Consider the following 12,755-nt stretch of genomic DNA (forward strand, 5'->3'; position numbering starts at 1 on the left):
TGCGGTTCTCCCCTTCCACCATACGGCCAACGGCCCGGGACCGGCTGTCTGGACACCAGTCCAACTCCCTGCGGACGGGCCCGTTAGGGTGGGCGCCCATGAACAGGGTCATCGTGGTGGGCGGCGGGCTGGCGGGCGTGCGGGCCGCCGAGGCACTGAGGAGCAAGGGCTACGGGGGCGCGCTGACCCTCGTCTCGGCCGAGCGGCACATGCCCTACGACCGGCCGCCGCTGTCGAAGGCGGTGCTGGCGGGGGACTCCGACGACACGACCGTCGACGCCGACTGGGACGCGCTCCGCTGCGACCTGCTGCTCGGCGAGCGGGCCACCGGCCTGCGCCTGGACGCGCCGGGACGCGGCGGCACCGTCGCCACCACCGCGGGCGACCTGCCCTTCGACGGCCTGGTGATCGCGACCGGGGCGGAGCCGGTCACGCTGCCCGGCGACGGCCGCCAGCACGTCCTGCGCACCATCGAGGACGCCCGCGACCTGCGCGGCCGGCTCACCGAGGGCGCCCGGATCGTCATCGTCGGCGCCGGCTGGATCGGCGCCGAGGTCGCCACGACGGCGGCGAAGAAGGGCTGCGCCGTCACCGTCGTCGAGGCCGCCGACACCCCGCTCGCGGTCGCGATGGGCCCCGAGATCGGCGCGCTCACCGCCCCCTGGTACGCCGAGGCGGGCGTCGAGCTGCGCACCGGCGTCAAGGTCGCCGCGGTCGAGCACGGCGGCCTCGCCCTCGCCGGCCCGGACGGCGGCGAGCGGATCGGCGCCGACGAGGTCGTGGTCGGCATCGGCGTGCGACCCGCGCTCGGCTGGCTGGACGGCTCCGGCCTGCTGCTGGAGCGCGGCGTCGTCACCGACGGCTCGTTCCGCACCGTCACCGACGACGAGGACGGCACCGTCCGCCCCGACGTCGTCGCGGTCGGCGACTGCGCCGCCTGGTGGTCGCAGCGGTACGGGCGGCGGCTGCTCGTCGAGCACTGGGACACCGCCCTCAACGCTCCCGACGTCGCCGCCGCCACCCTGCTCGGCCAGGACGCGGCCTACGACGCCGCCCCCTACTTCTGGTCCGAGCAGTTCGGCCGGATGGTGCAGTACGCCGGGAACCACGCGCGCTCGGAGCGGCTCGTGCACCGCGGCGACCCGTCCGGCCGCAAGTGGGCGGTGGCGTGGCTGACCGGCGACCGGCTGGACGCGATCCTGACCGTCGACCGGCCCCGCGACCTGGTGCAGGCGAGGCGGGTGATCGCGGCCGGGACGCCCGTCGATCCGGAGGCGATCGCGGACCCCGACGTGCCCGTCCGCCAGGCCGTTCGCGGGTAGCGGACGGTGACCGGCGGTAACGGCTGCGCGGGGGGTTTGCGGCTTCCGAAGGCGTGGTAGCAAGGAGGCGTGACCCAGACGCACGCAACCGTTGACAGCGCACTGGACCCCCGCACCGACGCCCTCGCCGGCGACTGGCTCTCCCTCCGGGAGACGGCGGAGCGGCTCGGCATCAAGACCAGCCGGATCAAGCAGCTCATCAGCGAGCGCAAGCTGCTCGCGGTCCGCCGCGGCGGCGAGCCGATGGTGCCGGCGGCGTTCATCCGCGACGGCCAGGTCATCAAGGGCCTGCCCGGCACGCTGACGCTGCTGTCGGACGCCGGCTTCGACGAGGTCGAGACCGTCCGCTGGCTGTTCACCGCCGACGACACGCTGCCCGGCACGCCCGTCCAGGCGCTCAGCGAGAACCGGGGGACCGAGGTGCGCCGCCGCGCCCAGGCCCTGGCATTCTGACCGGCACGACCACGGAGCATCCGCCCGCGGGGCCACGCCGCCGTGCGTGGCCCCGCGACCCGTGCCCGCCCCGCGAAAGGAAACCGCCCCCACCGTGTCCAGGCACATCCCGAACGAACGGGCCGTGGCGCTGCGCGCCCGGCTCAGCCGCGCCCGCCTCTATCTCTGCACGGACGCGAGGGAGCGGCAGGGGGACCTTCCCGCGTTCCTGGACGCGGTGCTGGGCGGCGGCGTCGACATCGTCCAGCTGCGCCAGAAGGGCCTGGAGGCCCGGCAGGAGATGGCGTACCTGGAGGTGTTCCGGGCGGCGTGCGAGCGGCACGGGGCGCTGCTGGCGGTCAACGACCGCGCCGACGTCGCCCGCGCGGTCGGCGCGGACGTGCTGCACCTCGGGCAGGACGACCTGCCGGTGCCGGCCGCCCGCGAGATCGTCGGCGGGGACGTGCTGATCGGCCGGTCCACGCACTCCGACGAGCAGGCGTCGGCGGCGTCCGCCGAGCCGGGCGTGGACTACTTCTGCGCGGGCCCGGTGTGGCCCACGCCGACCAAGCCGGGACGCCCCGCGCCCGGCCCGAAGCTGCTGGAGTACGTGGCGGCGCAGCGCCAGCCGCGACCCTGGTTCGCGATCGGCGGCGTCGACCTGGCCAACCTCGGCGAGGTGCTGGACGCCGGCGCCGAGCGCGTCGTGGTGGTCCGGGCGATCACCGAGGCCGGCGACCCGGGCGCCGCCGCCGCGGAGTTCGCCCGCCGCCTGGCGGCCGCCTGAGCGGGGCTGGCGAGCGGCGACGGGGATCACGGTGCGGGCGGTGCGCCCGATGACCGACAATGGGATCATGACCGTGGGACCCGACGACGACCGGCCGGTCGACCTGGGCGACGACCTGGAGATCCTGCCGGACCAGACCGCCGACGACACCGACACCGGATGGGGCGAGTGGCGCGGCGACGGCGACGACGACGCGCGGCTGCTGGACGAGCGCCCACCACACTGGTGAGCCCTGCACTGGTGAGCCCCGCACTGGTGAGCCCTGCACTGGTGACCAGCGCACCGGTGAGCTCTGGTGAGCGCCGCTAGAACAGCACGCCCAGCACGAACCCGGCGATGATCACCGCGGCGAGCGCCAGCATCATCCGCCACCGGTAGCGCGGGATGCGGGTGGGCCGCGGCCGGGGCGCCGGACCCTGCCCCTCGCGCAGCGCGCGGACGAGCTGCGGCGCGGTGGGCCGGGCCGCCGGGTTCTTGTCCAGGCAGCGGGCGGCCAGGTCGCGCAGCGGCCCGTCCATGTCGCCGAGGTCGGGCGGCCGGGAGGTCACCCGCCGCATCACCGCCGCGCCCGGCCCGGTGCCGAACGGCGGCCGGCCGGTCGCGGCGAAGACCATCGCGGCGCCCCAGGCGAACACGTCGGCGGGCGGGCCGACCGGCTCGTCCTCGATCTGCTCGGGCGCCATGTAGCCGGGCGTGCCGATCGGGCCGGTGGTGAGCGGCTCGGTGCGGGTCAGCGCGTCGGCGGCGCGGGCGATCCCGAAGTCGATCACCTTCGCGCCGTCGGGGCCGAGCACCACGTTGGCGGGCTTGAAGTCGCGGTGCACGATGCCCGCGCGGTGGATCGCGGCGAGCGCCCCGGCGGTGCGCAGCGCCGTCTTGCGCAGCCGCGGCCCCGGCAGCGGCCCCTCCTCGTCCACGACCCGCTGCAGCGTCGGGCCCTCGACGAACTCGCTGACGATGTAGGGGCGGTCGCCGGTGACGTCGGCGTCCAGCACCCGCGCGGTGTGCCGCCCGGCGACCTTGCGGGCCGCCTCCGCCTCCTTGACGAAGCGGCCGCGCGCCCGCTCCCCGGCGTCCAGGCCGCCGCGCAGGACCTTGATCGTGACCGGCGCGCCCTCGGCGTCCCGGCCCAGGTAGACCACGCCCTGGCCGCCCTCGCCGAGCCGGCCGAGCAGCCGGTAGCCGCCGATGCTGCGCGGGTCGCCGGGACGCAGCGGCCGCTCGTGCCGCCTGCCCTGCCGCGGTTCGGGACGCTCCCCGCGCTGCTTCTGCTGCACCGGCCGGCCCTTCTGCCCGGACCGGTCGGGGCGCGGCGCGGCCGGGCGGCCGCCGCGGCCCTGGCTCGCGCGGCCCTGCCCGGGGCGGGGCTGCTGGCCCGAACGCGCCTGCTGGCCTGAGCGCGGCGCGGGACGGGCGCTGTGGGGGGTCGTCCTCCCGCGGGAGGTGTCATGCGGCAAGGGGGGACTCCGACTCGGCGGGGACGGACGAAGAATCCCTCATTTCTACCGTGTGACCGCCGAGTAGGGCAGGGGAACCCGGATCTTTACTTGGCGGGACACGTCCCGAAGCTCCCCTTCTGCGCGATGTCGCGCTCGGAGCCGCCGACCATGACCTGGTAGCAGCCGCTCGCGACCTTCCACGCCTTGGCGCCCTGGTTCCAGTACGCCATCGACCGCGCGGTCAGCGGGAACGTCACCCGCCTGCTCTCGCCGGGCGCCAGGGCGACCTTGGCGTAGCCCTTCAGCTGCCGGGGCGGCTGCGGGACGTCCACGCCCGGCGAGGGCATCCCGAGATACAGCTGCGGGACGGCGGTCCCCGCCCGCGGGCCGGTGTTGGTCACCGTGACCTGCACCGACGTGGACGACGCGGTGAGCCCGCTGTAGCGGAACGCGGTGTAGGACAGGCCGTGCCCGAACGGGAACGCCGGCGCGATCCGCTTGGCGTCGTAGTGCCGGTAGCCGACCATGACGCCCTCGGAGAACGTGGTGGTCTTGTTCACGCCGGGGAACTGGGCGGGGTTCCCGGCCGTCGGCGCGTCGTTCTCGGCCGCGGGGAAGGTGACGGGCAGCCGCCCGCCCGGGTCGACGTCCCCGTACAGGACGCGGGCCAGCGCGTTCCCGCCCTCCTGGCCGGGATACCAGGCCTCGACGATGCCCTTCACCTGGTCGCGCCACGGCGTCAGCACGGGACCGCCGGTCTCCAGCACCACGATCGTGTTGGGGTTGGCCTTGGCGACGGCGCTGATCAGCGCGTCCTGGTCGCCGCGCAGCGGGTCGCCGCACTGCAGCGTCAGGCAGGACCGGTCGAAGAACTCGCCCTCGCTGTCGGTGGCGAACACGATCGCGACGTCGGCTTTGCGGGCGGCCTCGGCGGCGGCGTCGCGGTTCCCGCCGTCGGTGTAGGTGACCTTGGTGCCGGAGCCCGCGCGGCGGGCGATGCCGTCCTGCGCGCCGACGGAGGTGAACGGGACGACGTTCGCCGAGCCCGATCCGCTCTGGCTCTCCCGCGCCGCCTGCCCGACCAGCGCGATGGACGACGGCGACTTCAGCGGCAGGATCCCGCCGGCGTTGCGCAGCAGCGTGATGCCGCCCTCGGCGAGCCTCCGCGCGGCGTTCTCGCTCGCCGTCCGGTCGATCCTCCCCAGGTCGTTAGGGTAGGCGGGCCGGTCGAACACCCCGAACGCGAACATCGTCCGCAGGACGTTGCGGACGTGCCCGTCGATCGTCGCCCACGTGACCTTCTTCTGCGCGACCGCCTGCTTGAGCAGGAACGCGTTGTACTTCATCCCGATCGGCAGCTCCATGTCGACGCCGCCGTTGGCGCCGGCCACGGTGTCCTGCACGGCGGTGTGGTCGGACGGCACGAACCCCCTGAAGCCCCACTCCGACCGCAGGATCTTGTTGAGGGCGCCGTCGTCCTGGCAGGCCCAGCGGCCGTTCAGCTTCCCGAACCCGCACATGACGGTGGCCGCGCCGCCCTGCTTCACCGCCGCCTCGAACGGCGGCAGGTAGATCTCGCGCAGCGTGCGCGGGTCCACCCGCATGTCCAGCGACAGCCGGTCGGTCTCCTGGGTGTAGACGGCCATGTGCTTGACCGACGCCATGACGCCCTGCGCCTGCGCGCCGCGGATCCAGGCCGCCCCCAGCCCGGACGACAGGTACGGGTCCTCGCCGAACCCCTCGAACGAGCGGCCGTTGCGCGGCGCGCGCAGCACGTCCACGGTCGGCCCGAAGATCAGGTCGTTGCCGCGGTGCCTGGCCTCCCACCCGACCGTCCCGCCGTACAGCCGCGCCGCGTCCGGGTCGAAGCCGGCGGCCAGCGCGATCGGCGCGGGCAGCCGGGTCGCCTTGCCCTGCCGGACGCCCGCCGGGCCGTCGGCCATGTAGAGCGGCGGAATGCCCAGTCGAGGGATGCCGCCGTTGGTGTCGGCGTGCGCGGTGTCGATGAAGCCGCCGAGCGGGCCGCCCAGCGGGTCGTCCGACGCGAGCATCGCGATCTTCTCGTCGTCGGTCATCTTCGCCATCAGCAGGGCGGTCCGCCGGTCCGCGCCGAGCGCCGTGGCGCACCAGGGGCGCTGTGCGGGGTCGCCGCACCGGGTCTGCGTCGCCCGCGCCGGTAACGCGGCGGAGACGGGCGCGGCGAGCGCGAGCACGGACACCAGCGCCCCCGCGGCCGGCGTCCACCTTCCCGTCCGCCGTCCCGCCCGCCTCGTGAAGGGCCGCATCAGTGCTCCTCCTCGTCCTGGACGCGCAGGGCGTTCAGCGCGAAGGCGACCATGTGGTAGTGCCCGACGAGCATCACCAGCTCGATCAGCTCCCGCTCGCCGAACCGGGCCGACAGCGCCGCCCACGTCGCGTCGGTGAGCGTGCTGCGCTCGTTCAGCTCGTCCGCCGCGGTCAGCACCATCAGGTCGTCCTCGTCCCACGCGTGGTCGTCGAGGGGCAGCCGGAGCGCGGCGATCTCGGTCTCGGTCAGGCCCGCGGCCAGTGCGAGCCGGCGATGGTGCCCCCACTCGTACGCGCAGTCCCGCAGGTGCGCCGTGCGCATGATCGCGAGCTCCCGGTCGCGGTCGCCCAGCAGGCCCTTCATCAGCAGCGCCGTGCCGAGGCCGATCCAGCTCCTGAACAGCTTCGGGTGGCGGCCGAGCGTCGTCAGGACGTTCAGCGGCCCGATCGACGCGGTCGCGGCCTTGAGCGTGTCGTCCCACTCCGCCTCGGGCAGCGGGGCGATGCGCGGCACGCGGTTCCCGGGGTTGTCTGCGCACATGGCGACATTTCTGCCACCAAATGGTGGGACAGTGCTACCCCGGCGGCCTCACTTGGCCCAATTGTTACATTTCGATCACACGCCCGATCGCGGGCGGGACGCCGGGTTCAGGTGCGGCGCGCGGTGGCGGCGACCGCGAGGCCGGCGAGCGCGTCGCGGGCCTCCCCGGCGATCGGCGCGCCGTCCAGCGCCCGGCCGGCCTCGTCCAGATAGCGGTCGATCATCGCCTCGCAGGCCGCCAGGCCGCCGGTCTCCTCGATGATCGCGCGCGCCTCGTCCACCCCGGGGCGGTCCAGCCCCGGGTCGCCGAGCCGGCGCTCCAGCGCCGCCGCCTGCGCCGCCGTGGCGCGTTCCAGCGTGAGCGCGACCAGCACGGTCCGCTTGCCCTCGCGCAGGTCGTCGCCGGCCGGCTTGCCGGTCTCGGCGGGGTCGCCGAACACCCCGAGCACGTCGTCGCGCAGCTGGAAGGCGATGCCGAGCGGCAGGCCGTAGCCGGTGAGCGCGGCGGTCACCCGCGGGTCCGCGCCGGCCAGCGCGGCGCCCAGGTGCAGCGGCCGCTCGATCGTGTACTTGGCGCTCTTGAACTCCACCACCCGCAGCGCCGTCTCCGCCGTCGCCCGGCCGCGGGTGCCCTCCAGCATGTCCAGGTACTGGCCGCACATGACCTCGGTGCGCATCAGGTCGTAGACGGCCCGGCCGCGGCGGCGCCGCTCCTCGTCCAGGCCGCACGTCTCGAACATCTCGCTCGACCAGGCCAGGCACAGGTCGCCGAGCAGGATCGCGGTGCCCGCGCCGAACGGCACGGCGGCGCCCGGCCAGCCCTGCGCGTGGTGCAGCGCCTCGAACCGGCGGTGCACCGACGGCTGCCCGCGCCGGGTGTCGCTGGAGTCCATCACGTCGTCGTGGATCAGCGCGCTGGCCTGCAGCAGCTCCAGGGACGCCGCCGCGTGCACGATCGCGGGGTCGTCGGTTCCGCCGTCCGCCGCGCGCCACCCCCAGTAGCAGAACGCCGGACGCAGCCGCTTGCCGCCCTCCAGCAGCGCGTCCAGCGCCGACAGCAGCGGCCCGAGGTCGTCGCTGATGGACAGCAGGCCGGGGCGCTGGCGGTCGACGAAGGCCAGCAGCGCCTCGTCGACCTCCTTGCGGATGCGGCTCCAGGGCGAGCCGGGCGATCCGGGGGATGCGGGGGGTCGTCCTCCCGCAGGCAGCCTCGACATGCCCGCGATCGTATCCAGCCGGACGGAATCCACCCGCCAGCTATCGGGGGATATGTCAGTCGATCACAGGAAATAGAGGCATTACGTTGGTGTGGACGTGTGCAGGATCACCCGTAATGGAGCCGGCCGCCCGGCCCGGCGGCGGGCGGGTCCCCGGCCGGGCCCGCCTGTAGGCTTGGGGGATGCGACCCGTACGTCCCGACCGGCCCCCGACCGTCCGCGACCTGCTGGCCTCGGGCGAGCGGTCCTTCTCGTTCGAGTTCTCCCCGCCCAAGACCGACAAGGGCGTCCGGAACCTGTGGCGTACGATCCGCGAGCTGGAGCCCCTGCACCCGACGTTCGTGTCGGTCACCTACGGGGCGGGCGGCGGCACCCGCGACACGACCGTCGACATCGTCGAGCGGATCGCCACCGACACCACCCTCACCCCGGTCGCGCACTTCACCGCCGTGAACCACTCCCAGGCCGAGCTGCGCAACCTGATCGGCCGGTTCGCCGCCGCCGGCGTCCGCAACGTGCTCGCGCTGCGCGGCGACCCGCCCGGCGACCCGACGGGGGAGTGGGTCAAGCACCCCGAGGGCGTCGAGTACGCCGCCGAGCTCGTCCGCATGATCCGCTCCTACGGCGACTTCTGCGTCGGCGTCGCCGCGTTCCCCTACAAGCACCCGCGCTCGCCCGACATCGAGAGCGACACCCGCTTCTTCGTCGACAAGTGCCGCGCCGGCGCCGACTACGCGATCACGCAGATGTTCTTCCGCGCCGACGACTACTTCCGGCTGCGCGACCGGGTCGCCGCCGTGGGCTGCGAGACGCCGATCATCCCCGGCATCATGCCGGTCACCAAGTACAGCACCATCGAGCGGTCCGAGCAGCTGTCCGGCGCGCCGTTCCCGCCCGAGGTCAGGGCCCGCTTCGACGCCGTCGCCGACGACCCGGAGGCGGTGCGGCGGCTCGGCATCGAGCACGCCGCCGACCTGTGCCGCGACCTGCTCGAGCAGGACGCGCCCGGCATCCACTTCATCACCTTCAACCAGTCGACCGCCACGCGCGAGGTCTACGGGCTGCTGGAGTCCGGCGGGTACGGCGCCAGGGGCAGCGTCCCGCCCATGACCGCGTAGCGGGGGCCGCCGCCGGGGAACTCGAAGTCGGTCAGCAGGTCCACCATGCCGACCGAGCGGTACAGCCGGCGGGCCGGCGTCTCGGGCCTGCGGTCCAGCGTCGACAGCACGACCGTCCGCTCCGGACGGCCCTCGCACAGCGCCGTCAGCAGCGCCCGCCCGAGCCCCCGTCCCTGCGCCTGAGGGTGCACGTGCAGCTCCGCCACCTCGAACGAGTCGTCCATCCACGACTCGGCGTGCGCGGCGCCGCCGACGTCGATGAGCGCCTGGTACACCACGTCGTGCCACCACTGCCCGCGCGTCCCGCGGAACCCGTAGGCGAACCCGTGGACCGGTCCCGGCAGGCCGGGCAGCGCGGCGCGCCGCTCCGCGACGAACGCGCGGAACGACGGGTACGACGCGTGCCGCTCCATGATGGTGTGCCGGCCCGGCAACTGCTCCTCCGGCGGCTCCATCGCGGCCCGGTACACCTCGAGCATGGGGTTGAGCCGCCGTAGGAAGGCGCGTTCGTCGATCTCGCGCAGCTTCGGGTCCCTCACCCGGAAGAGACTAGACCCGCGGGGTGGTCCGCTGCGTGGACGACAGCCGGTCGTAGATGTCCCACAGGATCCGGTCGGCGGCCTTCCTCAGCGTCCCGCGCCGGGAGTCGAGCTGGGCGCCCCACTCGCGCGCCTCCGGGCCCAGCCACGCGTCGGACGAGCCGAGCGTCCGCGCGGGCGCGTCCAGGGCCCGCCGCACCTGGTCGATGCTGCCGTAGGCGTCGGCGTAGGCGCGGTACAGCCGCTCGTACTCGGGGTTCGGCTGCTCGGTGGGCGACAGCTGGGCCGCGCCCGCGGCGGTGTACGGCGGGGGCAGGCTCCCCGGAGGCGGCGGAGCGGCCATGGCGACCTCACATCAGGCGACGTTGCTGGGCGTGCTGCTGTGGCTCGGTGCGTCCGTGCCGCCGGGCGCGCCGTGGCCCGGTCCGCTCCCCGGACGCGCGGGAGCGGACTGCGTGTGCATCACCGGGTCCAGATGGAGCCTGGCGATGGCCTCGCGGGTCCTGCCGCTCATATCGGCCTCGGTGACCACCTGGACGGCCGCCGGACGCACCCCGGCGCGGTCGGCCTCGGCGAGGAAGGCGCGCAGCCACGTCACGTCCATCGCCAGATGGTGGCTGGAGGTGCCGAGCGACTCCTCGATCACCTTCAGCCGCGCCGCGTCGCCGTGCGCCGCCTCGACCAGGCCGGCGGCGCCGACGGGGCCGAGGCGCTCGTACAGCGTCTCGGTGTAGTCGGGGTCGCGGGCGTCGGCCTTCAGCCGCTTCCAGACCGCGTCCGGGACGGCCCGGCCGCCCTGGACGGCGGCGGCGACGGCCAGCGCGTCCGCCCTCGCGGCCTTCTGCGCGGCCGGGCGGTCCGGGTAGCCGCCGAGGTCGCCGGCGCCCCGAGGCGTCGGCGCGACCTTGCGCACCGGGGACGTCCGGCGCGGCGGACGCACCGGAGAAGGCGTCCCGCCCGGGCCGGGCGCCTTCGTCGGAGGAGGCGTCGGCGCCGGCGCGGGTGCGGGAGGGGCGTCCACCCCGCCGCCCGCGTCGGGGTGGGTGACCGCGAAGTTGTACCGCCGCGTCAGCATCCCGAGCTGCGCGGCGGCCCAGTGCGCGACCTCGTCGGCCTGCCGGTACCCGGCCTGCGACACCCCGGCCGGCGGGCGGTGCCCGTTCAGCCAGCCGGAGATCGCCGCCTGCGCGTCGCGCAGCTGCCGGATCACCTGGTCCAGCGCGGGCGGGTCGATGCCCCGGAACTCCGGGTCGCGCGCGGCCGGGCCCGTGCGCATCTGAGCGCTCATCGCCCCTCCCGGACGTCACTCATCGTCGGCATGGAACGCCGCAGCGTTCCGATCCCCAGAATCACACCCGCATCAGCGGCTGTCGAGGGCCTTCCTGACCGATTCCGGGTCCCGCGCCACGACGGCCTCCCCGCCGGTCAGCACGATCGGACGCTGGATCAGCACCGGGTTCGCCACCATGATCTCGATCCACCGGGCGCGGTCGTGCTCGAGGTCCTTCAGGCCCAGCTCCCTGGCGACCGGCTCGCCGAGCCGCGCCACGTCCCACGGCTCCGCGCCGATCCGCTTCAGCACCGCGTCCAGCTCGTCCGCCGTGGGCGGCTCGTCCAGATAGCGGCGCTCGGTGTACTCCACGCCCGCCTCGTCCAGCGCGGCCTTGGCGGCACGGCTCTTCGAGCAGCGCGGGTTGTGCCAGATCTCCATGCCCAGTCCTCTCAACCCACCTCGGCCGGGGCGCCCCCGGTGATCCTCAGCAGTTCCTCGTACGTGGTCGGGAAGACCGTGTGCGGATGCCCGCCCGCCGCCCACACCTCGTCGTACTTGTCCAGCCACACGTCCACCAGCGTGCGGATCGGCGCCGGATGCCCGACCGGCGCGACGCCGCCGATCGGCTGCCCGGTCGCCTCCCGGACGAACTCGGGCGTCGCCCGCCCCACCTTCTCCGCCCCCACCAGGAGCGCGACCTTGCCGGTGTCCACGCGGTGCGCGCCGCTCGTCATCACCAGCAGCGGCGCCCCGTCGGCGTCGAACACCAGGCTGTTGGCGATCGCGCCGACCTCGCAGCCGAGCTGGTCCGCGGCGGCCTGCGCGGTGCGGGCCGAATCCGGCAGCTCGACGATCTGGCCCGCCGCGCCCTGCGCGCGCAGCGCCGCGGCGACCCGTTCGACATTCGGATGCATGCCAGCACCCTACGGTGCGGTGGCCCGTCCCATCCCGCCGTTCTCCTGCGGATATGCCGTCGGCGCAGGTCGGGCGGCGTGCGTTCGAACACGTTGACGAATCGGCGACAGGGCGCTTTACTGTGAGTGCGTCGAACTTATGTTCGATGTGGCGCGGGACTCGCGGCCCGCGCCAGGGCGACGTCCCCGACCGGCGCAGCAGTGGCCGGCGGGACGGACGGCCGGGCGGAGTGAGGGGAAGCTCTCCGCCCGGCCGGCCCGAGCCCCGGAAGGAGGCAGTCATGTCCGCAACGACGGCCGCGCGCGGAGCCCACTCCGCCGCCCAGCCCGCGCCGCCCCCGCGCCACCGCGCGCTCCCGGCGCCGCGCCCGGCGCACACGGCGGTCGGCCAGCTGCACGCCGCCCGCATGGGCCTCGCCGAGGCCGCCGAGGCGACCTCGCCCGCCGTCCGCTACGTCTGCGCCCACCTCGCCGCGCTGCGCGCCGCCGCCGCGGTGCTGGCGTCCAAGGAGCCCCTGGAGACCCACCGGCGCGGACGCCCGCGCAGCGTCTGGGTCCTGCTGCCCGAAGCCGAACCCGCCCTGCGCGAATGGGCCGCGTTCTTCGCCGCCGGCGCCGACAAGCGCGCCGCCGCCGAAGCCGGCCTCCCGCGCGCCGTCACCCCGCGCGAAGCGGAGGAACTCCTCCACGACGCCGAAGTCTTCGTCACCCTCGTCGAAGACACCCTCGGCATCACCAGCCAACCCACTCTGCCTTGATTGCAGTGCCCTTGGCGGTCGGGCCCTGGGGGCCCTCCCTTCGGCGGGCACTGCGTGCGATCGCTGCATCGCTCCGGCTCGGCCCTGGGGGCCTCGCTGCGCGATCGGATTCTCGCTTCGCTCGAATCC

General features: G+C 74.8%; 15 protein-coding genes. 6 read left to right on the forward strand and 9 right to left on the reverse strand.

The window, feature by feature from the left end:
- The first annotated feature begins 98 nt into the window (after window positions 1-98).
- The 4 genes from QP089_RS37215 (at window position 99) to QP089_RS37230 (ending at window position 2,770) form a co-directional block, all read left to right on the forward strand.
- Entirely contained in the window at window positions 99-1,322 is a 1,224-nt protein-coding gene (locus tag QP089_RS37215) for an NAD(P)/FAD-dependent oxidoreductase (protein WP_285918383.1), read from the forward strand.
- Window positions 1,323-1,391: 69 nt separating this feature from the next.
- On the forward strand, window positions 1,392-1,775 hold the full coding sequence (locus QP089_RS37220; protein WP_208245516.1) for an Rv2175c family DNA-binding protein: 384 nt from the start codon (window positions 1,392-1,394) through the stop codon (window positions 1,773-1,775).
- 94 nt (window positions 1,776-1,869) lie between these two features.
- Complete coding sequence (thiE, locus tag QP089_RS37225; protein WP_285918386.1) at window positions 1,870-2,541, forward strand: thiamine phosphate synthase; 672 nt, start codon at window positions 1,870-1,872, stop codon at window positions 2,539-2,541.
- Between the two features lie 67 nt (window positions 2,542-2,608).
- Window positions 2,609-2,770 carry a hypothetical protein gene (locus QP089_RS37230; RefSeq protein ID WP_285918388.1) on the forward strand — a complete coding sequence of 54 codons (162 nt, stop codon included), beginning with the start codon at window positions 2,609-2,611 and terminating at the stop codon, window positions 2,768-2,770.
- Window positions 2,771-2,846: 76 nt separating this feature from the next.
- On the opposite strand, the gene QP089_RS37235 is transcribed toward QP089_RS37230, so the two are convergent.
- The 4 genes from QP089_RS37235 to QP089_RS37250 all read right to left on the reverse strand — a co-directional run bounded on the left by QP089_RS37235 (window position 2,847) and on the right by QP089_RS37250 (window position 8,024).
- On the reverse strand, window positions 2,847-3,998 hold the full coding sequence (locus tag QP089_RS37235; RefSeq protein ID WP_285918390.1) for a serine/threonine-protein kinase: 1,152 nt from the start codon (window positions 3,996-3,998) through the stop codon (window positions 2,847-2,849).
- An 86-nt stretch (window positions 3,999-4,084) separates the two neighbouring features.
- On the reverse strand, window positions 4,085-6,265 hold the full coding sequence (locus tag QP089_RS37240) for a glycoside hydrolase family 3 C-terminal domain-containing protein (RefSeq protein ID WP_285918392.1): 2,181 nt from the start codon (window positions 6,263-6,265) through the stop codon (window positions 4,085-4,087).
- Window positions 6,265-6,807, reverse strand: coding sequence for a carboxymuconolactone decarboxylase family protein (locus QP089_RS37245; protein WP_285918393.1), 543 nt, complete (start codon window positions 6,805-6,807; stop codon window positions 6,265-6,267). Before QP089_RS37245 ends, QP089_RS37240 begins: the two co-directional genes overlap by 1 nt.
- A 107-nt stretch (window positions 6,808-6,914) precedes the next feature.
- Complete coding sequence (locus tag QP089_RS37250; RefSeq protein ID WP_285918394.1) at window positions 6,915-8,024, reverse strand: polyprenyl synthetase family protein; 1,110 nt, start codon at window positions 8,022-8,024, stop codon at window positions 6,915-6,917.
- Window positions 8,025-8,206: 182 nt separating this feature from the next.
- Here QP089_RS37250 and metF point away from each other — a divergent pair, with 182 nt between their 5' ends.
- Window positions 8,207-9,142, forward strand: a complete 936-nt coding sequence (gene metF, locus QP089_RS37255) for a methylenetetrahydrofolate reductase [NAD(P)H] (protein WP_285918396.1) — start codon at window positions 8,207-8,209, stop codon at window positions 9,140-9,142.
- Here the strand turns inward: metF and QP089_RS37260 are convergent.
- The 5 genes from QP089_RS37260 to QP089_RS37280 all read right to left on the reverse strand — a co-directional run bounded on the left by QP089_RS37260 (window position 9,079) and on the right by QP089_RS37280 (window position 11,868).
- Window positions 9,079-9,681, reverse strand: coding sequence for a GNAT family N-acetyltransferase (locus QP089_RS37260; protein ID WP_285918397.1), 603 nt, complete (start codon window positions 9,679-9,681; stop codon window positions 9,079-9,081). The two genes, metF and QP089_RS37260, sit on opposite strands and share 64 nt — an antisense overlap.
- Before the next feature lie 10 nt (window positions 9,682-9,691).
- Window positions 9,692-10,024: a hypothetical protein gene (locus tag QP089_RS37265; protein WP_285918399.1), complete on the reverse strand. Its 333-nt coding sequence runs from the start codon at window positions 10,022-10,024 to the stop codon at window positions 9,692-9,694.
- A 12-nt stretch (window positions 10,025-10,036) separates the two neighbouring features.
- Window positions 10,037-10,969, reverse strand: coding sequence for a hypothetical protein (locus QP089_RS37270; RefSeq protein WP_285918401.1), 933 nt, complete (start codon window positions 10,967-10,969; stop codon window positions 10,037-10,039).
- Between the two features lie 72 nt (window positions 10,970-11,041).
- Window positions 11,042-11,392, reverse strand: a complete 351-nt coding sequence (locus QP089_RS37275) for an arsenate reductase family protein (protein WP_285918402.1) — start codon at window positions 11,390-11,392, stop codon at window positions 11,042-11,044.
- Between the two features lie 11 nt (window positions 11,393-11,403).
- On the reverse strand, window positions 11,404-11,868 hold the full coding sequence (locus tag QP089_RS37280) for a YbaK/EbsC family protein (RefSeq protein ID WP_285918403.1): 465 nt from the start codon (window positions 11,866-11,868) through the stop codon (window positions 11,404-11,406).
- A 281-nt stretch (window positions 11,869-12,149) separates the two neighbouring features.
- Here QP089_RS37280 and QP089_RS37285 point away from each other — a divergent pair, with 281 nt between their 5' ends.
- Window positions 12,150-12,626 carry an SAV_6107 family HEPN domain-containing protein gene (locus QP089_RS37285; RefSeq protein WP_285918405.1) on the forward strand — a complete coding sequence of 159 codons (477 nt, stop codon included), beginning with the start codon at window positions 12,150-12,152 and terminating at the stop codon, window positions 12,624-12,626.
- Window positions 12,627-12,755: the final 129 nt, after the last annotated feature.

The organism is Actinomadura opuntiae, assembly GCF_030283205.1.
GTDB lineage: Bacteria > Actinomycetota > Actinomycetes > Streptosporangiales > Streptosporangiaceae > Spirillospora.